At 37.0% G+C, this 24214-nt stretch carries 23 protein-coding genes; 14 read left to right on the top strand and 9 right to left on the bottom strand.

All coding sequences use genetic code 11. From position 1 onward, the window contains the following. The first annotated feature begins 65 nt into the window (after positions 1–65). From ccoS to IW15_RS03530, 8 genes are all read left to right on the top strand, one after another. Positions 66–293, top strand: a complete 228-nt coding sequence (gene ccoS, locus IW15_RS03565; protein WP_034709328.1) for a cbb3-type cytochrome oxidase assembly protein CcoS — start codon at positions 66–68, stop codon at positions 291–293. A 5-nt stretch (positions 294–298) separates the two neighbouring features. Then, entirely contained in the window at positions 299–2560 is a 2262-nt protein-coding gene (gene ccoN, locus IW15_RS03560) for a cytochrome-c oxidase, cbb3-type subunit I (protein WP_034709327.1), read from the top strand. 18 nt (positions 2561–2578) lie between these two features. Next, entirely contained in the window at positions 2579–2779 is a 201-nt protein-coding gene (locus IW15_RS03555) for a cbb3-type cytochrome oxidase subunit 3 (protein ID WP_007844173.1), read from the top strand. 10 nt (positions 2780–2789) lie between these two features. Further along, positions 2790–3671 carry a cbb3-type cytochrome c oxidase N-terminal domain-containing protein gene (locus IW15_RS03550; protein ID WP_034709326.1) on the top strand — a complete coding sequence of 294 codons (882 nt, stop codon included), beginning with the start codon at positions 2790–2792 and terminating at the stop codon, positions 3669–3671. Positions 3672–3770: 99 nt separating this feature from the next. Further along, positions 3771–5225, top strand: a complete 1455-nt coding sequence (ccoG, locus tag IW15_RS03545) for a cytochrome c oxidase accessory protein CcoG (RefSeq protein ID WP_034709325.1) — start codon at positions 3771–3773, stop codon at positions 5223–5225. A gap of 9 nt (positions 5226–5234) precedes the next feature. After that, positions 5235–5687 carry a FixH family protein gene (locus IW15_RS03540; protein ID WP_034709324.1) on the top strand — a complete coding sequence of 151 codons (453 nt, stop codon included), beginning with the start codon at positions 5235–5237 and terminating at the stop codon, positions 5685–5687. Continuing rightward, positions 5678–6445: a sulfite exporter TauE/SafE family protein gene (locus IW15_RS03535; RefSeq protein WP_034709323.1), complete on the top strand. Its 768-nt coding sequence runs from the start codon at positions 5678–5680 to the stop codon at positions 6443–6445. The genes IW15_RS03540 and IW15_RS03535 overlap by 10 nt, the downstream gene beginning before the upstream one ends. A 105-nt stretch (positions 6446–6550) precedes the next feature. After that, complete coding sequence (locus IW15_RS03530) at positions 6551–7303, top strand: hypothetical protein (RefSeq protein ID WP_034709322.1); 753 nt, start codon at positions 6551–6553, stop codon at positions 7301–7303. Between the two features lie 56 nt (positions 7304–7359). Here IW15_RS03530 and serS read toward each other — a convergent pair whose 3' ends face one another. Both serS and IW15_RS03520 read right to left on the bottom strand, forming a co-directional pair. Beyond that, on the bottom strand, positions 7360–8628 hold the full coding sequence (gene serS, locus IW15_RS03525; protein ID WP_034709321.1) for a serine--tRNA ligase: 1269 nt from the start codon (positions 8626–8628) through the stop codon (positions 7360–7362). Positions 8629–8695: 67 nt separating this feature from the next. Beyond that, the gene (locus tag IW15_RS03520) at positions 8696–9220 is read right to left on the bottom strand and encodes a hypothetical protein (RefSeq protein WP_051881730.1); all 525 of its coding nucleotides are present in this window, start codon (positions 9218–9220) and stop codon (positions 8696–8698) included. A 71-nt stretch (positions 9221–9291) separates the two neighbouring features. On the opposite strand from IW15_RS03520, the gene IW15_RS03515 reads away from it, so the two are divergent. Continuing rightward, the gene (locus IW15_RS03515; RefSeq protein WP_034709320.1) at positions 9292–10527 is read left to right on the top strand and encodes an oligosaccharide flippase family protein; all 1236 of its coding nucleotides are present in this window, start codon (positions 9292–9294) and stop codon (positions 10525–10527) included. Further along, positions 10514–11122 (top strand): acyltransferase, encoded by a 609-nt coding sequence (locus IW15_RS03510; RefSeq protein ID WP_051881728.1) that lies wholly within the window; start codon positions 10514–10516, stop codon positions 11120–11122. The genes IW15_RS03515 and IW15_RS03510 overlap by 14 nt, the downstream gene beginning before the upstream one ends. Positions 11123–11148: 26 nt before the next feature. Here IW15_RS03510 and IW15_RS03505 read toward each other — a convergent pair whose 3' ends face one another. From IW15_RS03505 to IW15_RS03485, 5 genes are all read right to left on the bottom strand, one after another. Next, a complete protein-coding gene (locus IW15_RS03505) occupies positions 11149–11637 on the bottom strand; it encodes a hypothetical protein (RefSeq protein ID WP_034709319.1) in 489 nt (162 codons plus the stop codon). A 108-nt stretch (positions 11638–11745) separates the two neighbouring features. Next, positions 11746–12531: a (Fe-S)-binding protein gene (locus IW15_RS03500; protein WP_034709318.1), complete on the bottom strand. Its 786-nt coding sequence runs from the start codon at positions 12529–12531 to the stop codon at positions 11746–11748. A 78-nt stretch (positions 12532–12609) separates the two neighbouring features. After that, the gene (locus tag IW15_RS03495) at positions 12610–13941 is read right to left on the bottom strand and encodes a (Fe-S)-binding protein (protein WP_034709317.1); all 1332 of its coding nucleotides are present in this window, start codon (positions 13939–13941) and stop codon (positions 12610–12612) included. Positions 13942–13947: 6 nt separating this feature from the next. Continuing rightward, on the bottom strand, positions 13948–14898 hold the full coding sequence (locus IW15_RS03490; RefSeq protein WP_034709316.1) for an MlaD family protein: 951 nt from the start codon (positions 14896–14898) through the stop codon (positions 13948–13950). 127 nt (positions 14899–15025) lie between these two features. Beyond that, positions 15026–17179 carry a peptidylprolyl isomerase gene (locus IW15_RS03485; RefSeq protein ID WP_034709315.1) on the bottom strand — a complete coding sequence of 718 codons (2154 nt, stop codon included), beginning with the start codon at positions 17177–17179 and terminating at the stop codon, positions 15026–15028. A gap of 260 nt (positions 17180–17439) precedes the next feature. Here IW15_RS03485 and lon point away from each other — a divergent pair, with 260 nt between their 5' ends. The 3 genes from lon (at position 17440) to IW15_RS03470 (ending at position 21864) form a co-directional block, all read left to right on the top strand. Beyond that, positions 17440–19845: an endopeptidase La gene (lon, locus tag IW15_RS03480; protein ID WP_034709314.1), complete on the top strand. Its 2406-nt coding sequence runs from the start codon at positions 17440–17442 to the stop codon at positions 19843–19845. A gap of 219 nt (positions 19846–20064) precedes the next feature. Further along, on the top strand, positions 20065–21177 hold the full coding sequence (locus IW15_RS03475) for an AI-2E family transporter (protein ID WP_034709313.1): 1113 nt from the start codon (positions 20065–20067) through the stop codon (positions 21175–21177). A gap of 24 nt (positions 21178–21201) precedes the next feature. Continuing rightward, positions 21202–21864, top strand: a complete 663-nt coding sequence (locus IW15_RS03470) for a hypothetical protein (RefSeq protein ID WP_034709312.1) — start codon at positions 21202–21204, stop codon at positions 21862–21864. Positions 21865–21932: 68 nt separating this feature from the next. Here the strand turns inward: IW15_RS03470 and IW15_RS03465 are convergent, their stop codons facing one another. Continuing rightward, positions 21933–22187, bottom strand: a complete 255-nt coding sequence (locus IW15_RS03465; protein WP_034709311.1) for a bacteriocin-like protein — start codon at positions 22185–22187, stop codon at positions 21933–21935. A 159-nt stretch (positions 22188–22346) separates the two neighbouring features. Between IW15_RS03465 and IW15_RS03460 the strand changes: the two genes are divergently transcribed. Next, positions 22347–22724, top strand: coding sequence for a MauE/DoxX family redox-associated membrane protein (locus IW15_RS03460; protein ID WP_034709310.1), 378 nt, complete (start codon positions 22347–22349; stop codon positions 22722–22724). A gap of 119 nt (positions 22725–22843) precedes the next feature. On the opposite strand, the gene IW15_RS03455 is transcribed toward IW15_RS03460, so the two are convergent. After that, positions 22844–24202 carry an acyl-CoA dehydrogenase family protein gene (locus IW15_RS03455; protein ID WP_034709309.1) on the bottom strand — a complete coding sequence of 453 codons (1359 nt, stop codon included), beginning with the start codon at positions 24200–24202 and terminating at the stop codon, positions 22844–22846. Positions 24203–24214: the final 12 nt, after the last annotated feature.

Below are 24214 nucleotides of genomic sequence, written 5' to 3'. Positions count from 1 at the left end.
TCGTGATGAATGTCATTATTTTTCACTAAATTTGAACCCCGAAAATAGGTTAATTTTGTTGACTGATGGATATTCTATATTTAATGATCCTTTGCAGTGTTTCCTTGGCTGCAATTTTCTTGGTGGTATTTATAATAAACGCCAGGAAAGGACAGTTTGAAGATGATGAATCTCCGGCTGTGAGAATCCTTTTTGACTCTGGTGAGATCAAAGAGGATGAAAAAATTGTCAACAAAAAAACAGACGAGAAAATAACAGGAGAAAATAATAAAATTGAAGAAAAAAGTGAATAGTTGATATGGAAACACAGAAGTTTAGTTATGACAACAGTATTGTTCGGGCATTCCTTTACGCGACCATAGTTTTTGGGCTCATAGGATTTACGTTCGGACTTACGGCGGCACTCATGCTTTTCTACCCGGAATTACCTGAATTTTTATTCGGGACTGATGATACAACCATTAGGAGTTTGTCCTCAGGTAACATTCAAGGGCTGATAAACACTCATGGTGCATTTGGTTTTGGTAGAATTAGAATGTTGCACACCAGCACCGTAATCTTTGCATTCGTATGTAATATCGTTTATACCGGTATTTATTACTCATTACAGAGATTATTAAAAACAAGAATGTACAGTGATACATTATCTTGGTTACACTTCTGGACTTGGCAATTTATGATTGTTGCTACGTTCGTTACCTTCTTTATGGGAATCAATACCTCTAAAGAATATGCAGAGCATGAGTGGCCAATTGACATATTAATCGCATTCTCTTGGATTATTTTCGGGATCAACATGTTCCTGACGATTGCAAAAAGAAGAGTAAGACACTTATATGTAGCGATTTGGTTCTATATTGGAACTTGGATTGCGGTAGCAATGCTTCACATCTTCAACAACCTGGAGGTTCCTTTATCTTTCACTGGCTGGAAATCTTATTCAGCATATGCAGGGGTAAAAGACGCTATTGTACAGTGGTGGTACGGTCATAATGCGGTAGCATTCGTACTAACGACTCCGGTACTAGGTTTGATGTATTACTTCCTGCCAAAAGCGGCAGACAGACCTGTATTCTCTTATAAGTTGTCTATTATTCACTTCTGGTCATTAATTTTCGTATATATCTGGGCTGGTCCTCACCACCTTCAGTATACAGCACTTCCGGCTTGGGCTCAGGCAGTGGGAACAGGTTTCTCAATCATGCTTATTGCACCATCTTGGGGAGGAATGCTGAATGGTCTTCTTACTCTAAGAGGAGCTTGGGATAAGGTAAGAGAAAATCCTATCCTGAAGTTCTTCGTAGTTGCAGTTACCTGTTATGGTATGGCAACATTTGAAGGACCGCTTTTAGCCACTAAAAACATCAACAAAATAGGTCACTTTACGGACTGGGTTATTGGTCACGTTCATTTAGGAGCTCTTGGATGGAATGGTTTCATGGCATTCGGGGTTATCTATTATTTGGTGCCGATCTTGTGGAGAACAAAACTTTGGTCTGTAAAATTAGCTAACTGGCATTTCTGGTTAGGGACTTTAGGAATCATTTTCTATGCAGTACCAATGTATATTGCAGGATTCACTCAAGGATTAATGTGGAAGCAGTTTAATCCGGACGGAACTTTATTGTGGAAAAACTGGTTAGACACAGTAACTGCAATTATTCCTTACTATAAAATGAGATTTGCAGGAGGTTTATTCTATATTTCCGGAGCTATCTTAATGGTTGTAAACGTTGTAGCTACTGCAAGAAAAGGATCATTTCAAAAAGAAGTTCCTGCAGAAGCTCCTGCTTTGGCAAACATCGGTAAAAACAGAAAAGAAGGAGAAGGTACTCACCTTTGGTTAGAAAGAACACCGGTATTATTAGGTATTCTATCTTTCATTACGATTTCAATTGGTAGTTCTGTAGAAATCATCCCTACACTATCTCTTAAGAAAAGTGTACCTACGATTTCAGCAGTAAAACCATATTCTCCCCTTGAATTAGAGGGTAGAGATATTTATATCCGTGAAGGATGTAACTCTTGTCACTCTCAGATGATCAGGCCATTCAGAGATGAGATTACCAGATTTAACGGTAAAAATGGACAATATTCAAAAGCTGGAGAGTTCATTTATGACAGACCATTCTTATGGGGATCAAAAAGAACAGGACCAGATCTACATAGAGAAGGGGGTAAAAACCCAAGTTCTTGGCATTATAAACACATGTATAACCCAAGATCTACCTCTGCTGGTTCTATCATGCCTCGTTTTCCTTGGTTAATTGCTACGAACTTAGACCGATCTAAAATGGTTGATAAAATGTTACTAATGAAAAATACTTTCGATGTACCATATACAAAACCTCAGGTAGATTCTGCTAATGCATGGGCAGACAATCAGGCTAAGAAAATTGTAAAAGATATCTTCTCTGAAGCAGCTGACTTGAAAGATGCATATGCTAAGAGACCTAAAGGAGAATTAGAGAAAAAAGAGATTGTAGCTCTTATCTCTTACCTACAAAGATTAGGAACCGATATCAAAACAACGGAAATAAAAACAGCAAGTAATAACTAAACATTAAAAGGTTCAATCATGATTCCTCAAAATTTTAAAGATATCTTATCCAATACAGAAAACGCTGGTTTTTACCAGACGCTGGCTCTGATTTTCTTTATGCTGTTCTTCGTCGCTTTGGTAATCTATGTTTTTAGCAGGCCTAAAAAATATTACAAAGAGGAAGAAGAAGCTCCGCTTGGGGATGATGATGAAGACGATTTTAATCTAAAAAATTAAACTATTTATTATGAAACAAAGAACACCTGTTGTTGTAAACATCTTAATAATAATTGGACTCTTAATAGTTTTTTATTATTTGTTTGTACAGAGCTACTCGTTCCTAGCTTCGCCTTACTTCTGGGGAACTGTGGTGATTGGTGCTATTTTAGCATACATCCACAGTGCGATTGGAGATTTGATTGAAAATAATAAATTCAAGAAATTAACTGCAGAAGAAAAAGCAGCCTATTTATCAGAAAAGAAAATCCCTTTCTTAAGAAGAATGTATGACAGTGCTTTCAAAAAGCAGTCTGCAACTGAAGAGAAAGATATCCTTATCGACCACGGTTTCGATGGAATTATGGAGTTGGATAACCAACTTCCTAAATGGTGGATCGGATTATTCTATTTTGGGACCGCTTTTTGTATTGTGTATATTGCAGCGTATTCTTTCACAGACTTTGCTCACCCATTAAGCGAGTATGAAAAAGAATATAAAGAGCAGATGGCAAGCATTGCAGATTATGAAAAATCTCAACCTCCTGTAACTATAGAAACAGCTAAATATTCTGCTGATAATATAGCAGAAGGTAAAGAATTATTCAAAACCAACTGTTCATCATGCCACAAGGAAGATGGTAGTGGAGGTATAGGTCCAAACTTGACGGATAACTTCTGGATCAACCAGCCTGAGAAAACCTTATTTAAAAACGTTTTCCATATGGACTGGAATGGTTCTCCTACTAACCCTGCGATGAGACCATTTGGTAAAAACGGGGAAGTTTCCGGTGCTGAGATTGAAAAAATCGCAGCGTATGTATACCACATTAACCAGGAACAGCCACCAATAACACCAGCTCAGGGAGGAGCTGCTCCTCAGGGAACTGAAGCACATTGGGAAAAAGAATAATTTACACAAAAAATTAGAAACCATATGAAAAACATAATTTGTTATTACCTTAAAAACTAGTAACGAATTATGTTTTTCTTTTTTTAAATACATTACAAAATGTCAGACATAGAAGAAACAGAAGTACGAGGCGGACAGGGGCAGGTTCTGGATCCTGAGACTTACAGAGATTCTATAGGGACAATGGAGCAATCCGGCAAAAGAAAATGGGTATTTCCGAGAAAACCCAAGGGGAAATACACCAACTATAGAAACCTGGTAAGCTATACTTTATTAATTATTTATTTTACGGTGCCATTTCTTACCATAAATGGCAACCCATTCTTTCTATTCAATGTTATTGATAGAGAGTTTTACATCATGGGACAGCCGTTCTATCCACAAGACTTTTTCATCCTTACTTTAGGAGCTATTGCGTCTTTAATATTCATTATTATTTTTACGATTGCGTTCGGAAGAATTTTCTGCGGGTGGATATGCCCTCAGACAATTTTTATGGAATCCATCTTTCGTAAAATAGAATATATTATTGAGGGTGACAGAAACCGACAGATGAAGCTGGACAGACAGGAGTGGAACAGCGAGAAAATATGGAAAAGAAGTTTAAAATGGACGGTCTATATTATTATTTCCCTTATCATCACCCACTTTATGCTCATGTACATTGTTGGGTATCGCGAGATATTTAAAATCATTTCAGAAGGCCCATTTGCTCATCCTACGAATTTTATTGTGATGATTCTCTTTACCGGTGCCTTCTACTTTGTATTCGCATGGTTCAGAGAGCAGGTATGTACTTTAGTATGCCCTTACGGAAGACTTCAGGGTGTATTGATTGATAAAGATACCATCAATGTTTTCTACGATTTTAAAAGAGGAGAAAACAGAGCCAAATGGAGAAAAGGAGAAGATAGAAAAGCAGCAGGAAAAGGTGATTGCATCGACTGTCATCAGTGTGTGGTAGTATGCCCTACCGGAATTGATATCAGAGACGGCCAACAGTTGGAATGTGTTAATTGTACTGCTTGTATTGATGCCTGTGATGAAGTGATGGAAAAAGTTGGATTACCAAAAGGACTGGTAAGATATGCTTCCGAAAATGAAATTGAAAACCAGACCCAGTTTAAATTCACTGGAAGGATGAAAGGATTTGCAGTTGTGCTGGTATTACTGGTAGGATTGTTAGGATTTCTGCTTTCCAGCCGTGGAGAGATGGAAGCAAAATTCATCAAACCTGCAGGAAGTACGTTCTTCGTGCGAGACGGAAAAATTACCAATACCTACAATTATACCTTCTTAAATAAAACAAACGATAAGAAAATCGTAACGATTAAAGTAATCGAGCCTACACATGGTGAAATTATCTATAGCGGATCAAGCAAAATTACGGTAGAAAGGGATAAAATTTCAAAAGGTACCATCAATATCAGTTTCCCGGAAGATGAAATGAAATTATCTAAACAGAATATTTCCATCGGTATTTATGATATGAAAGGAAAACTGATTGATTCTTACCAGACTTATTTTGAAGGACCATTTAAATTACAATTTTAATTTTTACAAATGAAAAACTTTAGTTGGGGACACGGTGTTGTTATTGCATTATTTGCATTTATAGTTTTTATTTTATCCATGTTATTTCTTTTCCCGAACGGGCAGAAGAATTCAGAAATGGTAACGGATAACTACTATGAAGAAGAACTACAATACCAGGATGTAATTGATGCCAAGAAAAGAGCAGATAATCTTCAGGAGAAACCTACGTACAGCCAGGATACAGCAGGCATTAAAATTGTTTTCCCTAAAGGATACGACAATTCCAATACAACGGTAAAATTTGTGTTAAACAGAACCGATGATCAGAATTTGGATATTAAAAAATCTGAACAGCTGAATGCAGATCAATCTATTTTAATACCTGCAAAAGTATTGAAACCTGGTAATTATACCTTACGATTGACATGGACAAAAGATAAAACGGATTACCGACTGGATTATGATGTGATATGGAAATAGCACTTGTTTTATCGGCTATTGGCTTAGGATTCGCATCCGGATTCCATTGTATCGGAATGTGTGGACCTATTGCGCTGTCGATGGGATTAACAAAAAAGCAGGCTACCAATTTTTATCTTCAAAACCTCACGTACCAGTTTGGAAGAATTTTCACCTATTCTCTTTTGGGAGCAGTGCTGGGAATTATTGGAGAGGGGTTTGAAATGGCTGGGATTCAGAAATACCTGACGATTGCGGTAGGTGTTCTGCTCATTATTATGGCTTTGTTTTCATTTGGAGGAAAAGATTTTGCTTCAAAAATTCCTTTTTTTTCTAAATTTCTTTTTGCCATAAAATCAAATCTGGGAAGACTTCTTCAAAAGGCAGATTATCGCTCAAGATTCACCACAGGAATCCTGAACGGATTTTTACCATGTGGCATGGTATACATGGCTCTTACGGCAAGCTTAGCAAGCGGAGGAATATGGCAGGGAGCTTCATATATGGCTTTATTTGGTTTGGGGACCCTTCCCTTTATGTTTGCGGTAGTTCTTGTCGGAAACCTCATGAATCAAGCTTTCAGAATTAAAGTTTTAAAAGTTATTCCTGTAGTCATGATTATTTTAGGAGGATTATTTATTGTAAGAGGCCTGGAATTAGGAATTCCTTACATATCTCCAAGAGCTGAAGCTATGACTATTTCTAAAGACAACAACGGCGATTGTCATTTGCCTGGAAACCATAGTACTCACAATCACACTTCAACAAATTGTCATTAGATTGAATGTTAGATTTTTAGATTTCAGAAGCTAGATTTCAGACGGCAATTATGAATCATTGTTATCATCTGGTATTCAGGATTCTACTATTACTTAATTAAAACCATGTATAAAAACTTTTTTCTATTTTTCATTAGTTTTCTTGTATTGCATTCCTGCACTATTAATTCAGAGATCGTCTATCATAAAGATGCTGCATCAACTTCTGTAACGGATGTCGACATTCGGGAATTTATGGCCGAAATGAGGGCAATGACTCCGGATTCATTACAGCAAAAAGAATTCACTGATCTAGATAAGATCCCTACTGTATGGACTAACCTGTATGAACTGGAAAAAAAAGAAATGAAATTAAAGACCAATGATCCGGATTCCATCAGAATCATGAAAAAGATTTTCCTGAAATCCAGTAAGGAAAATAACCACCCTGCCGGATTTGCTTTAAAGCTGGAACATTTCACAAAAGCTGATTTTAAATCCTTAAAAGAGTTTATGAAACAGGAAAAACTTCCTCTGGAGCAAAATCTGTTTAACGATTGGGATGGCAAAACATTAACAATTGATACCCGGGATTTTAATCTTAAAAACATTCAAAAAGCACTGGATTCCAAAACCTCACCTGAGGAAAAATTAGACGAAGAAAGTGGAAAAACAGAAGGAATGATGATGATGTTTTTCAAAAAGGTAGGCACCACCCTGAAATTTGAGAATAAAATAAAATCAATTACCGGAAAGCACGACTGGCTGAAACAGATCGACGATCACTCTGTAAGGATTGAATATGACCTTAAGGCCTTATATGACAAAGAAGCCAAATACAAAAATGCAGACCAGAAAATAATCATCGTTACAGAATAAAAAAATAATGCCCCTTCCGATAGTCGAAAGGGGCATTTTTATAAAGTTACTATTTTCTAGTTGATGATATCAAACCTTGCGTATTCAGCTACCTTTTTAGGAAGCTTAATTCCTTCTTCGGTCTGATTATTCTCAAGAAGCGCTGCCATAATTCTTGGCAATGCCATTGCAGAACCATTTAAGGTATGTACAAGCTGAGATTTACCGTCTGTTTTATAACGACATTTCAAACGATTGGCCTGGAATGTTTCAAAATTAGAGACAGAGCTTACTTCCAGCCACATTTCCTGAGCAGCACTCCATACTTCAAAATCGTAGGTCATAGCCGCTCCAAAACCTGTATCTCCACCACATAGTCTTAATACACGGTAAGGAAGTTCAAGATCTGTTAAAATCTCTTTAATATGCTCTACCATTTCTTCCAGTACAGCATACGAGTTTTCAGGTTTCTCGATTCTTACAATCTCTACTTTCTCAAACTGGTGAAGACGGTTCAGTCCTCTTACATGAGCTCCGTAACTTCCCGCCTCTCTTCTGTAGCACTGAGAAAAAGCTGTATTTTTAATCGGAAGATCTTTTTCATTCAATAAAACATCACGGTATAAGTTAGTTACCGGAACTTCTGCCGTAGGAATCAGGAATAATTTATCTTCATTGATATAATACATCTGCCCTTCTTTATCCGGCAATTGTCCTGTTCCAAAACCTGAAGCTTCGTTCACTACATGAGGAGGATTCACTTCCATGTATCCTTTCTCCACATTTTTATCAAGGAAATACTGCACTAAAGCTCTCTGCAATCTTGCTCCTTTTCCTAGATAAACAGGAAAACCGGCTCCTGCAATTTTTACTCCCAGTTCAAAATCGATCAGGTTGTACTTCTTGGCAAGCTCCCAGTGAGGAATTGCTCCTTCTCCAAGACCTTCTACGTCATGAGACTGATAAATAATCTCATTATCATCCGCTGAAGCACCGCTTTTAACCAATTCATTGGGAATATTCGGAATCTGATACAAAATGTGAAGCAGCTGTGTTTCTAATGCTGCCAGCTGGCCTTCCAATTCTTTACTCGACTCTTTGAACTGTGCGGTTTTAGATTTTGAGGATTCTGCTTCTTCTTTTTTTCCTTCTTTCATTAAAATTCCAATTTCTTTGGAGATTTTATTGATTTCGGAAAGTTGGGAATCCAATTCAAACTGAATCTTTTTTCTTTCGTCGTCAGCAGCGATCGCATCGTCCACCAACTCAAGATTTTTGAATTGTCTTTTTTTAAGACCTTCTAAAACGCGTTCCTTATGGTCACGCAAAAAATTGACTTGTAACATTTTATTTTAGATGTTAAATATTAGATGTTAAACTTAAAACTAAGCTAACTATTGTACAAATTTAAAACTATTTTATGATAGTAACTGTATTTATGGAATTCGGAGCATCTGCTTCCTTGGTAAATTTTACCTGACCGTTATAAATTACCTTCGAAACCTGAAATACTGCCGGGGTCCAACGGTACTGAATTTCCATCGTATCATTAATCGTATCCGTCACATTGTTGATAGTTCTTCTTAAAGAAAGTACCATATTGGAGCGGTACGTTCTGTTTTCCGGGCTTACCGAATCCAGCGTTACCCTTTTGGCTCCTGCAATGTATTCCATATAATACAGCGAATCTGTCGTCATCCTAAGCGGTATGCTCACGGGAGCAACATCGCTGGTTCCATTCTGATCATTTACAGAATATCCGATAAAAGATCCTGCTTTATTACTGTTAAGCAAATCCTGTCCGGCACTGTTTTTTATATAAATGTTCATGATCTGATCGATTCTTTGTATAGAATCGTCATCTCTTGTGCAGGAAAAAAGCAGACAAAGTACGGCAATCAGCTTAAGGGTAAAAATTTGATTTAAGGTAAATTTCATCTGTTACTATTTTTCAATACTCTTTTTTATGCAAATGTATAATTATATATTTGTTCTTGTAATATTTTAGCATGTTTTTAAACAAACTCAAAAGAATAAACAGCAGCCACATCACAACGATCTTTAAGGGAAACTTTATTTCAAAATTTGTTTTGGTGATAGGCGGGCTTCTTCTTGCAAAATATTATGGGTCATCTGAATATGGTGTTTTCAGTATCTATTTAAGTATCACAAGTATATTCGGTGTTCTGCTGAGTCTTGCACAAGAGCATTTGATCGTTCTTGAAGGAAACGAAACGGATGTGAATAATAACTTCAGTGCTTCCAGCATCATCTGTATCGGGGTAATGCTTGTTTCTTTTCTTTTGGTATTCATCCCTTTTAACATTCCAAAACATATTTTGCTGTTGGGAATTTTTTCCGGTTATCTCTTTCTATTCACTAATAATGCAAAATTTTTACTGGCTAAAAAGAAGCTTTTTAAGCATATCTCTATTCTTACTTTGATTGATTCAGTAGTGAGTTTTCTGTTTCAGGTTCTTTTTGTATTCATAAAGGTAGAAGATGGTCTTGTTATCGGAAGTTTAATAGGATATGCCGCTGCATTTATAGCAGCAATCTATTATTCAAAAAAATATTTTTCCGCTCCTGACTTTAATAGGTATTTTGAAAATGCAAAAAAACGGCCGGAACTCTTTAAATACAGCTATCCATCTACCCTTATCAATGCTCTTGGAAATAACCTGATGCCGATACTTATTTCCTTATATTTTGCGAGTTCGCTTTTAGGAGAATACTCTTTAGCAGTAAAAATAATGTCAGTTCCTTTACTTTTAATCTCCTCTTCCATAGCAACAGTTTATTACCCAAAAGCTGCTGAAATAAACAATTCCGGAGCCAACAGTAGTCAGGAACTGTTTGCTTATACTAAAAAGATGAGCCTTTTAAACTTTTACATTATTTTTTCTTTTTATGTTCTCATCAATGTAGTCGGAATTCCAATCTTACAACTTTTCTTTAATAAGAATTGGGAACATCTGGGACTTTTTATCTTTTTAATGTCTTTTGGCTATCTTACCCGAAGTCTTATTAATCCCATTGCCGATATTCTCACCATCCTGAAAAGGAACAATGTTGCTTTATTATTTAATATTTATCTTTTCCTCGCCAATATTGCAGCAATTTTTATCGGGAAAGAACAAGGGATTACCTATTTGGTGGGTATTTTTTCTCTGTTCTTGTTCTTAGGCTATGGATTTTTGTATTTTTACATCATGCTTATTTTGAAGAAAAATGAATCCAATTAAAAAATTTATTGAGTATCAGATATTTAATAGAATTAATAACTTTTTCTATCCGGAATTTTACCGCCAGAAGTATGAATATCTGATTCCCCATGCTCTTTTTTTTCAATATACATTGCCGCAAAAATTTTTGAGGATTAACGGAAAGGTTCCGTGGCCGGTACATTTTACTTCTGAAATCAGAAACTATAAAAAAATTAAAAAGGGGATTTTATGTGATCCCGGAGATAATCCCAATATTTATATTCAGGCTAATAATGGTATTATTATCGGAAGTAATGTTGGTTTCGGAGCCGGAACCTCTCTTATTTCTTCCAACCACAACCATAATGATCACAGCATTCATGATCAGGCTCCGCCGATTGTTATTGGAAATAATGTATTTGTAGGGACAAATTCTGTAATTCTTCCAGGTGTAACAATAGGTGATAATGTAGTGATTGGAGCCGGTTCTATCGTAACAAAAGATATTCCGTCCAATTCCATAGCTGTTGGAAATCCCTGTAAGGTCATTAAACAAAAAGAACCTTATATTGAAGACTTTACAAAAACAGTTTTCAACAAAAAACTACCTGAAGGCTTCAATCTAAAGTTCTGATTATTTGTAATATTGTGATATCCTAATTAAGCAATTCCTGCTGCCCAGCTTCTCCCGAACGGTAGTAAAAAGTTGCTTAAAAATTCCAGATAGGTATTTTTAGAGAAATCAAAAACCTCAATTTCTTTTGATAATTCTCCGCTTCTTAGTTTTGATTTAAATTCCTGTAGTTTCAAGGTCTTTACGGTTCCATCTTCTACAAAACTGGCTTTCATTCTGTCGAAAAGTCCCAGTTGATATTCCGCATCAATTTCTCTCATGATCTTCCCTAATGCATCGATACTGCATCCGGAGGCCATTTCTTTCTCTTCATCTACACAGATGATGATGAATTGATTTTTCTCAATCTTAAAAGATGAAGAAAGAGGTTTTCCGTGTGCTGCCCAACCGGCCAGAAAATCATATAATTTTTCTGTTATTACTTTGGCTTCTTTGGTTTCCAAAGGTCTTGAAGCCGGGTATATAATGACTCTGTAGTCGTTGGTTTCTACTATATTTGATTCTTCAATTTTCATATCCTTACAATTTAAAGTATAAAATTAATAAATATTCCTGAGTTTATGATAAACAAAAACCCAAGCTGAGGCCTGAGTTTAAAGTTTATGTTATTATGGGTGCGTGTTCTACAAATCATCTGCTTCTGCAAGAAGCTCTACGATATCTTTTACAGCAACCTCTTCATTTTTGTTAAAATGTTTTACCCCATCCGTCATCATGGTATTACAGAACGGGCATCCCGTTGCAATGACTTTAGGTTCAAATGATAAAGCTTCCTCTGTTCTTTCGATATTAATATCTTTATTTCCTTTTTCAGGTTCTTTAAACATCTGTGCTCCTCCTGCGCCACAGCAAAGTCCATTGGTCTTGCATCTTTTCATTTCTACCAGCTCCGCATCAAGCTTCTCTAAAAGCATTCTAGGAGCCTCGTATTCACCATTAGCTCTTCCTAAGTAGCATGGATCATGGAAAGTAATCTTTTTTCCTTTGAAAGCGCCGCCTTCAATCTTCAATCTCCCCTCTTCCATTAACGTTTTAAGAAACTGCGTATGGTGTACCACATCAAAGTGTCCCCCTAAGCTTGGATATTCGTTTTTCAATGTATTAAAACAGTGAGGACAAGCCGTTACGATTTTCTTTACTTCATAGGCATTCAGGACTTCAATATTCGTTAATGCCATCATTTGAAAAACAAATTCATTTCCTGCACGTTTTGCAGGATCACCGGTACAGCTTTCTTCCTGTCCCAGCACCGCAAATTCAACCCCTATTTTATTAAGTATCTTGCAAAATGCTTTTGTGATTTTTTTAGCACGGTCGTCAAAACTTCCTGCACAACCTACCCAAAATAAAACTTCAGGTGCTTTTCCTTCGGCAGCATATTCTGCCATTGTTTTTATATTGAAATCCATTTCTTCAAATTTACCAATATGCCAATGTAACAGTTTCCCAATGATTGCTACATTGTTACATTATTTTACATTGTTACACTAATTTTCGTTGGCCCAGTTCAAACGGTCTGCCTGATTATACTGCCAAGGTGCAGCATTGTTTTCGACATTCGTCATCATTAAATTCAGTTCCTGTGGCGCAGCAGACTGTTCCATCACCAGGAATCTTCTCATCTCAAAAATGATAGACAGCGGATCCAGCAAGATAGGACAAGCCTCGGTACAGGCATTACATGTAGTACATGCCCAAAGTTCTTCTTTTGTGATATAATCGTTCAGCAGTTTTCTGCCATCATCTACGAATGTTCCGTTTTTGTCGATATTCATTCCTACTTCTTCCAAACGGTCTCTTGTCTTCATTAAAATCAATCTTGGAGAAAGTTCCTTCCCTGTAATATTTGCAGGACATACAGAAGTACATCTTCCACATTCTGTACATGAATAGGCATTCAGCAACTGCACTTGATTGAGATCAAATACATCTTCAGCACCAAATTTAGAGGGAACATCAGCTTCAGCTCCTTCTGCCGGAGCAGCATAAGGGTCTGCATTCGGATCCATCATCAATTTAATTTCTTTGGTTACAGATTCTAAATTGTTGAATTTTCCTTTCTTTTCAAGATTAGCATACCATGTACTTGGGAAAGCCAAAATAATATGCAGATGTTTTGAATAATACAGATAATTCATGAAGAAAAGGATTCCCACAAAGTGGAACCACCATGCAGCTTTTTCTGTAAAAAATAAGAAATTATCACCAAAACTATTAAATATCGGACCTAATATCATTGAGCTGATCGGAAAACTTCCATGTTCCGGAAGAAGTCCTCTTTGCTGCAATACCCAATCAGCAGCATTCATTTTGAAGAACGCCATCATTAGGGCAAATTCTATGATAAGAATCCAGTTGGCATCATGTTTTGGCCATCCAAAAAGTTCTTTCATCGTTAATCTCTTAACTCCGTAAAAATTTCTCCGGATAAAGAACACGACTACTCCAATCACAACAAGAAGTGCCAGCACTTCCAATGTTGCAGTGAAGAAGTTATAAAAACTATGTCCGAAAATGGAAGACAGGAAACGGTGTGTCCCGAATATTCCGTCGACAATAATTTCAACAAGTTCAATATTAATAATAACAAACCCGACATACACGAAAAGGTGCAGAATTCCTGCAACCGGACGTTTCACCATCTTGCTTTGTCCCATAGCTACTCTTGCCATGGTTTCCCAGCGTTCAGGTTTTCTGTCGCTTCTATTAATTTCTCTTCCTAATCTGATATTTCTATATATCTTCTGCAGGCTCTTAGCAAACAGCCCAAACCCAGCAACTAATAAAATCAGAAAAATAATATTATCGATATACTGCATAAGGTATTAGTCTTTATTGTTCTTACCGAAGACAGAGAAGTTGATGTACCTTTTAGGATTCGCCTTCATATCTTCAATCAATGAATTCAGATTGGTAGATGCTGCATTTAAATTATTATAAAGCTGCTCGTCTTTCATCAGTTTACCTAAGCTTCCCTGACCATTGTCAACGCCGGCGATCACCTGATTAAGTTTTCCTACCGTAGCATCCAGGTTGGCGATGGTTGCATTCAGCTTTTTCGTATCAATACTTTCTGCTAAATTTCCGTATTTATCTAAAGTAACTTTTCCACTCTGCATGGTTAGACTTGCATCATCCAGTACTTTTTGAAGCTTCGGATCATTATGACCCACCAGACTGTTTACATTTCCTGCAGTAGTCTGCAATGCTCCAACTGTTTTGTTAAGATTGGAAAGCAAAGCTTTAATTTCAGCTCTGTTCTGCCCATCTACAATCATGTTGGCATTAGCCATCAGAGAATCTACACGATGTAACACAGATTGCAGCTGGTCTTTAACAGGACCTACCTGAGAAGAAAGACTTCCCAATGTTCCCAGTTTGAAAGCTCCAAGTAAGGTATCACCATCTTTTGCAGTCTGACCTCCGTATACCAGGTTAATTCTCATTTCTTTACCGGACATCAGCCCAGGCTCGAAAATTTCAAGAGGAGAGTTTTTTGAAAATTCAAATTTATTATCTACCGTAATTTTTACAATAAAATGGATTTTACCTTCTTTTGTAGTTTGCGGAATGATTTTATCAACCTGCCCCACTTTCAATCCATTGATAGAAACCGGAGAAGACTGCGTTAATCCTTCTACGTTGTCATATTTTGCGAAAAATATATTATCGGTAGTAAAAAGGCTTCTGCCTTTCATAAATTGAAACAATAACACAAAACCTACAATGGCTAAAAGTGCTATTACACCAGCTTTTATTTCTTTACTGAACTTCACTTGCTAAATTTTTTCTAATGAGCAAATATAACACATTTTAAATTAATGTCTTTCTTTATTGCTCTGCGTTAAATACAAAAAAAGCAGCAAAATATTTTGCTGCTTTTTATAGATGTGAATTAATTTCTTAATGTTGCTGATTTCCTACCTTGTTCCAGATTTCGATTCTGTAGTCATCGATCGCTGCATTATCCTGAAGGCTCTTCATCCAAGCCTGTCCGAACATTCCTGCATTTCTTTGAGTAATAGACTCTGTGAATTGTTTAAGGTCACCAGGTTGTTTGTTGGTTGTTTCGTTCTTTTTGATCAAAACATAAACCCCTGTTCCTCCTTCAACAGGATTAGATAATTTTCCTTTTGCCACACCAAATGCTGCACCTGCCACTTTAGGTTCCATAGCTCCAGCCACAGACGGGTTCAATAGGTTAACCTGAGCAGTTTGCTTTGATGATGCAAATAGTTTAGCAATTTGATCTAAGCTTGAAGCTTTAGCGGCTGTAATCTTATCAGAGATTTGTTTCGCTGCCAATTTATTTTTTACGATAACTTCAATCTGGTCTCTTACTGATTCTGGATCAGCAAGTCCTTTTTCTTGTTTTCCGTTTAGATACACTACAATTTTATCTCCTGTACCTTCTACAGTAAAGAATTCAGTGTCTCCTTTAGATCTCTTTTTGTCAAATGCCCAAGCTAAGATTTCAGAATCTTTATCTGTTCCTAACCCTTGAAGCTGTCCGTCAAATCTTTTTGCAGACTTAGGATTCGAGAATTGGTAGTTTCCTTTTTTAGCGATATTCACGAAATCATTGAAAGATTTCCCTTGTACCTGCTGGATAAATCTTCTTGCTTTTTTATCAGTTTCAGCTTCAGTAGCATCAGAAGGCTTAATTGCTTTCGTAAGATTGGCTACTTTATACCCCATTGATCCTGCTTTCTTATCTTCAATATTGATGATATGGTATCCAAACTGAGTTTCTACCACCCCTGTAGCTCCTTTAGGATTGTTCGCTAAATAAGTTAAGAATTCAGGAACGAAAGGAGTTTCTGGAGTTGTCCAGCCTAAGCTTCCACCTTGAGCAGCAGAACTAGGATCATTAGAAAGTTTGATATAATCTGTAAATTTAGCCGGATTAGCTTTTACAATTGCTCCGATAGAATCTGCTAACTTCTTAGCTTCCTCTTTAGATCTTGTAACGCCTTGTCCTGCCGGGCTTCCTTTAAATGCAATAAGGATATGTCTTGATAACGTAGAATCTGAAGTCTTTTTACCTACTAGTTTAGAAACTACATAATAGTTCTGCTCTTTGTAAGGACCAAAAGTCTGCCCTACTGCCGCCGCCGGGATCTGTGCCTGGATAGCTTGCGGTAATTGAGTAGGCTTCACATACTGGTTGTTGAAAGGGGTATCAGAGTTTGCCGTTACGAACATAGAATCATTCTTAGTGTTCTGGAAATTCTCTGTTCCACCGCTAGCATCTGTTCCTCCGGAATACAATTTTGTAATCTCTTTCTGAGCGGCTGCATCATCAGCAGCACTTGCCTGAGAAGGAAAATAAGCAATACCAATATTTCTGCTTGCTTCTGCTTTGAACATTACCGGATGCTGCTTGATATAATTAGCAAGATCATCCGTAGAAACGTTGATTTTAGTTTTCTGAAGATACGCTGCGTAATCTATTTTCACATAGTCGATATCAGCTAACTGATCTCTCTGCTTCATTAATTCTTCAGCTTCTTTTTTACCGGTAGTAACTCCAATGGAAATATTAGAAAACACCTGTCTCGCCATCAATCGGTATTCGATTGTTTTTCTGGTTTTCAACCATTGGTTATAGCCATCAGCGTTGGTGTTTTTTAAGTTTTCAATTTCTTTTTTAAGGTCCTGAGTTTTGAAATTCCCTTTCTCATCAAAGAACTGTTTGTTCTGTGCAAACATCTGATCATACTGGATTTGACTCCAAAAGTAATCTTCCGTTAATTCAAAGCCTAATTTTTCAAACTGCTGTTTGATAAGCTTAGATTGCACAAGTAACTGCCAAGCCTGTTCTTCAAGGCCATTTTTCGGTTGACCTTGCTGCTCAGCCTGCTGTTGTAGAATGAAAAGTTGATCATTATACTCCTCACGGGTAATTTTTTCACCATTTACTTTTCCTAAAACATCAGGATTTTTACCAAAAACCTTATCGATACTATCCGGGTTTACCAAGAACGCTAAAAGCGCCAATGCAATTACTCCCATCAAAAGCCAAGGTCTGTTCCTAATCTGTCCTAAAATTGCCATTTTATAAATTATAGTTTTTTATCAGTTTGCGAAAATACACATTTTTAAGAAATTACAGAAATCAAAGCGGTCTTTTTAATTTTTTAAAATTAAAATTATGTAAAAAAGGAAATTTTGGCCATATTTTTTAGCAAAAAACAAATGGCATAAGTATTGTGCATTTTTAGCAAATCATACTATGCCACTATTTTTCAAGGTATATCATGAAATATCACTTTAACGATTTAAAACGAAAATGACAATTTGTCATTCGATTAACTATGACAGAATTTGAAGATATTAGTTTAGAGGAAATGATTAGCGATGGATTTGATATCGTAGCTGAAGAAATCAATCTTTCCGATTTTTCGGAGACTGATAAAAATTCCGAACAAAAAATATTCCCTATACTTCCCGTAAGAAATATGGTCATGTTCCCCAATGTGGTAATTCCTATTACTGCTGGAAGAAAAACATCGATACAGCTTCTTGAAGAAGCACAAAAAAACGGAGATTTCATCGGAATCGTAAGCCAGAAAAACTCTGACCTGGAACAACCGACTGAAAAAGACATTTACCAAACTGGTACACTGGCAAAAATTATTAAAATAATAAAACTTCCGGAAGGCAATATTACAGCCATTACCAAAGGTTTTCACCGGTTTAAAATTAAGAATTTTGTAGAAACCAAACCTTATTTCAAGGCAGAGATTTCAAAATTGAAAGATTCAAAACCTAAGAATAAGGAAGAATACGAAGCATTATTAGAGAATGTTAAAGATCTGGCTTTAAAAATCATTGAACTGGATCCTAATATTCCGAATGCGGCGAATTTTGCCATCAAAAACATCAATAATAATGATGATTTACTAAATTTCATCTGTACCAACGCGAATTTTGGTTCTATCGAAAAGCAGAAGCTGCTTGAAGAGAAAAACTTAATGGAAAGAGCGAACAGATGTTATGAAATGATGCATGAAGATTTCAGAAAATTAGAATTGAGAAATCAGATACATCAGAAGACCTCCAAAGACCTTGACAAACAGCAGAGAGAATATTTTCTGAACCAGCAGATCAGAACCATCCAGGACGAACTGGGAGGTGGACCTGAGAGTGATGTTGAAGATCTGATCAATAAAGCTAAAGACAAGAAATGGAGTCTTGAAGTTGAGGAGCATTTTCAAAAAGAAATTGGAAGACTGCAGCGTCAAAACCCTAATTCTCCGGATTACAATGTACAGAGAAACTATCTGGATTTCTTTACAGATCTTCCGTGGGAGACCTATACCAAAGATCTTTTTGACATTGCAAAGGCTGAAAAGGTTTTAGATAAAGCCCATTTCGGACTGGAAGATATTAAGAAAAGAATTTTAGAGCACATCGCTGTTTTAAAATTAAAGAACAATATGAAGTCTCCTATCCTTTTACTGGTAGGGCCTCCGGGAGTAGGTAAAACTTCCTTAGGAAAATCTGTTGCAGATGCACTGGGAAGAAAATATGTTCGTGTTTCTTTAGGCGGACTTCATGACGAGAGCGAAATCAGAGGGCATAGAAAAACCTATATTGGTGCTATGGCCGGAAGAATTCTTCAGTCCATCAAAAAATCAGGAACCTCAAATCCTGTGATTGTTTTGGATGAGATTGACAAAGTAGGAAAAGGAATTCATGGAGATCCAAGTTCTGCTTTGCTTGAAGTTCTTGATCCTGAACAAAATAAAGCATTTTATGATAACTTCCTGGAAATGGGTTATGATTTGTCAAAAGTGATGTTTCTGGCAACCGCCAATTCACTTTCTACGATTCAGACTCCGTTACTAGACCGAATGGAGATCATTCAGATCGCCGGATACACACTGGAAGAAAAAATTGAAATTGCAAAAAGACACCTTATCAAAAAGCAGCAGGAAGAGAACGGATTGGATACCAAATCATTCAAACTGGGAAATCCTGAACTGAAGCATATTATTGAAGCTCATACTTCCGAAAGCGGCGTAAGAACGCTGGAAAAAAGAATCGCAGGTATTGCCCGTTGGGTCGCTTTGCAGACTGCTTTATTAAAAGAATACGATCCTAAAATTTCTCTGGAAAAAGTAGACGAAATTCTTGGAGTGCCGAGGCCGAAAAGCATTTCTGAAATTACCGGAGTTCCGGGTGTTGTTACAGGATTGGCCTGGACCAGCGTAGGAGGTGATATCTTATTCATTGAGAGTATTTTAAGCAATGGAAAAGGGACCCTGACGATGACCGGTAACCTGGGAACTGTCATGAAAGAATCGGCGACGATTGCTTTGGAATATATCAAAGCTAAACATGATGAGCTTGGAATCAGCCAGGAGGATATCGATAAAAAGAATATTCATGTACACGTTCCCGAAGGAGCTACTCCAAAAGACGGACCTTCTGCAGGAATCGCGATGCTGACATCAATGGTTTCTTCATTTAAAAATAAAAAAGTGAAACCTCATCTTGCCATGACCGGAGAAATTACCTTGCGAGGAAAAGTTCTTCCTGTGGGTGGAATTAAAGAAAAACTTCTGGCGGCTACCCGTGCAGGTATTAAAGATGTTATTCTTTGCGAGGCCAACAGAAAAGATGTAGAAGAAATTAAAAAAGATTATTTAAAAGATCTTAAAGTACACTATGTCAACAGAATGGAAGAAGTAATTGAAATTGCGATTGAAAAATAACAATTTGTTATAACTTATCAATATATCAACACATCTCAAATTTTTGGGATGTGTTTTTCTTTTCATTAAAAAAACAAAGTATTTTTTTTATCTCTGCGAAACAGAATAAAGTCCTTTAGTTACTTCACGGAATAGAATTTGCTTAAACAAAAAGAATTTAAGTTTTTTTTAACTTAAATTCCACAGCTTTTGTTACTTTTATAATACACACTTGAAACTATGAATTTTCTCAAACTTCCTTTCCTTGTTAATCTCACCCTCGTTGTTGTGTCCGTCATCGGTATCGGATACCTGCTTGTGCTGGGACAAAGTATTTTAGCCCCTTTTTTCTTTGCTTTCTTAATGGCGATGCTGTTTTTGCCTATTGCAACGTTTATGGAAAGAAGACTGAGATTCCCGCGATCAATCTCTACCATGACTTCTGTGATGATCATGCTGGTAATTTTAACGGGACTTATCTACTTTTTCGGATCACAATTATCTAATTTCAGCAAGGATCTTCCGCATCTTAGAATGCAGTTCAATACTGTTTTTCATAATCTTCAAAAGTGGGTTTCTGAAACGTTCCATGTTAAAATTGATGAACAGTTGGGATATATAGATCAGGGGTTAAACAAACTTTTATCTTCTTCCGGCGTGATTTTAGGCTTTACTTTCGGAATATTTTCAACAGGGCTTGGATTTATATTATTTTTCATCCTGTTTTTCATCTTCATTTTAAATTACAGAAGAGTATTGAATAATTTCATTGTCAATGTTTTTAACGAAAAACATAAAACAAGTGTGCAGGAAGTGGTTACGGAAATTCGCATCATGACGAAAAAATACATTACCGGACTCTGTCTTCAGGTATTGATTGTTTCAACCCTTGCTTCAATCGTTCTTACTGTTTTTGGAGTTAAATATGCAGTTCTTCTGGCTGTTCTTACCGGATTATTAAATGTGATTCCTTATCTGGGAATCTTTATCTCCCTTTTAATCTCATGTTTCATCGCCTTTGCAACAGGTACACCTTCAACATGTATCTATGTCGTTATTGGTTATATTGGAGTCCATATCATTGACGGAAATATTGTGCTGCCATTTGTGGTTGGTTCAAAAGTAAAAATCAATGCCCTGTTTTCTTTTATCGGAATCATTTTAGGAGAGCACCTTTGGGGAATTGCAGGAATGTTTCTCTGTATCCCGGCTATTGCGATTATTAAAATTATTTTTGAAAGAATTGACGGTTTGAAACCCTGGGGTAAATTGCTTGGGGAAGAAGAAAGGCCCCACAAAAAGAAAAAGAGTTATAAAATATCCAAGAATATCACTTTAAAAGAAATGGATTAACATATCAGCTAATGATCACCACTTATGGGTATCAATCAAATTATTTTTTCTGAACAGAACCAGAACCTTGGACAGATAGGCGGAGGTGCATGGCTCACCGATCCTGCTCTTTGGCCAAAAGACCCGAAGACAGGTAAACTGATGATGCCGTTACTGACGATGACATCGAGTTTCCTCAGTATTCCCTTCATACCATCAGGTATGGCGCTGACCGTATTCATTTCTGTGGAAAAGGAAAGCAATATATATAAACATTCTTCAACACGTCAATTCACCGTACATCAGCAAAGCGAAATGGACAAGCTGTCGCTTGGATACAGTAAGGTGCTGCTTCATACCCTGGCAGAAATAGAACTCACCCCAGCGACTCTTGAAGATCCAATTCCAAAAACCTATATTGCTCAGCAGCCCTTAACCAGCGAACAAATGGAAGAGGAATTGAATGATCCCGACAGTGGGATTGGTATCAGTAAAGTTTTAGGTCGGCCTTGCTGGCTGCAAGATCCGTTATATGAAAGCCCACGCTATTATTTTATCACTCAGTTACTGGACTCGGATATCAAAAAAATCAGTCCTCTGCATGAGGGATTATTCGGTGGTGGCATTGGTTATATTTTCGCCGATAATAGAGCAAAAAAATTACAGGAAGGTAATGAGGCAGGCTATTTCTTAGTACAATTTTCATAACAGTAGCAATACTATACCTTTACTATAATTCAAACAAAAAGCCCTCAAAGAGAGGGCTTTCGTATTTTTTATCCTATGGCACAAAACGGACTCATTCCGTTTGGACAGCTTTGGGTACAAGGAATATAAGTATGACTGTCCGGGCAATATCCTACAGGATCCCCACCAGGACCTCCGGGATCACCTCCACCACCAAGACATGGATCACCGGCAGGGATTTTACATGGACATCCAACAGGACCGATATCACAAGGGCCAATACCTATCCCTCCATTAATCTCTTTTAATTCACTACGATTTAGTTTTTGAAGATTTTTCAACATAATACTATTAATTTAGTTTGATTTGTTTAGCAAAAATATAAAATCAAATTGTATTTATTACATGAAATTTAAAGTTAATTCAATAAAATAGATAAATTTTATTCCAAAATACATGTTGAAAAACATTTTTGTTTTACATTTGATTAAATATCATCAATCATGAAAATCGTAAAATTTATTCTGTGCCTGCTTTTCGGCCTTATGTTTATTAATGCGGGTCTTGACAAGTTTTTTCACTACAATCCTATGCCAAAACTTACAGAAGAGCAAATGAAATTATTTGCTGCTTTCACAGAAATTGGCTGGCTGATGCCACTGGTGGGGACTGTGGAAGTTATTGGAGGGTTGCTATTCATCTTTCCAAAAACAAGAGCATTGGGAGCTATTGTTATTCTCCCGGTAATGGTAGGTATTTTGCTGCATAATGTGTACAGAGCTCCGTCTTCTACCGGCATTGCCATAGCTGCTGTTTTATTCCTGATCAATATCTGGATTATTATTGATAACAAAGAAAAATATAAAGCCTTAGTAAGCTGAGAAAAATACTTTCTGAAAAGAGTGAATGATGAATGGTCAATTTTGAGTTTGGCGGTCTATTGAAATTTAATTACAATTGACCGCAAAGTTTATTGACCATTCACAACTGACTCATATAATTATACAAATGCACTGAATCCGGTAATTGATCTTCCGACAATCAGGGAATTGATTTCTTTTGTTCCTTCATAGGAATAGATTGCTTCGGAATCCGCTACAAATCTTGCCACATCATATTCCAGCAAGATTCCATTTCCACCCATTACTTCTCTGGCCCTGGAAACAATATCTCTTGTTCTCAACGTACAGAATACTTTTGCCAAGGATGCATGCTCATCTTTTAAAATACCTTCGTCCTGCATTTCAGACAATCTGAATACCATCGTCTGCATTGCGGTAAGATTAGACAACATTTCCACCAGATGTCCCTGAATCATTTGAAATGAAGCAATGGGTTTTCCAAATTGTTCTCTTTTTCTGGTGTAATCCAAGGCACTCTCGTAGGCTCCTCTTGCACAGCCGGTCGCCATCCAAGCCACTCCTGCTCTGGTCATTCTTAATACTTTTGCCGTATCTTTAAATGAATTGGCATTCTGCAGCCTGTTTTCTTCTGTTACTATACAGTCTTTTAAGGTTATCAACCCGTTCTGAACGATTCGGAGGGCCATTTTTCCCTTAATTTTTTCAACTGAGAACCCAGGATTATCTTTTTCTACAATAAATCCTTTCACTTCTCCACTGTCTACGTCTTTTGCCCAAATGATAATCAGATCTGCAAATGTTGCATTACCGATCCATTTCTTCTGGCCATTAAGGATCCAGCCTTCCGGCGTATTTTTGCAGGTTACTGTTAAACCGCCTGCTGCACCGGAACCCACTTCCGGTTCTGTCAACCCGAAAGCTCCGATCTTTTCAAATTTCTGCATCTGTGGAAGCCATTTCTGTTTTTGTTCTTCTGAACCGCAGATATAAATTGAGCCCATTGCCAACCCGGACTGTACGCCAAAGAATGTAGCAATAGAGGCATCAATCCTGGCCATTTCCATCGCAATAACGCCTTCCATTAAAAAGGGCATTCCAGGACAGCCATATCCTTCGTAGGTAACTCCGCAGATATTCAGTTTTTGAAATTTAGGGATCAGCTCGAAAGGAAACTCGTCTCTCAGCCAATAATGATTAACTAAAGGTTTGACCTCTTTTTCCATAAACGCTCTTACCTTAAGCTGAATTTCCCGCTGTTCAGGAGACAGTGTATGGTAGATATCGTAAAAGTCGCCATCAATAGGCGGCAATTCTTTCTTTTTTTTATTCGGATCGAGCATTTTCATTAATCCGCCCATCTGTTTATCGTCTAATGTGGAAAAATTCTGCATCAGTTTGGGAAGGTCAACTTTTTGAGAAATGGCACTCAGCTGATCGAAATCTATGGATCTGAATAATTCTATCGCGTTTCTGATTTTGGAAAAAGTATTTGACATAATTATAGTTTG

Source organism: Chryseobacterium soli (assembly GCF_000737705.1).
GTDB lineage: Bacteria > Bacteroidota > Bacteroidia > Flavobacteriales > Weeksellaceae > Chryseobacterium > Chryseobacterium soli.
This window is presented reverse-complemented; position numbering and strand designations above follow the sequence as displayed.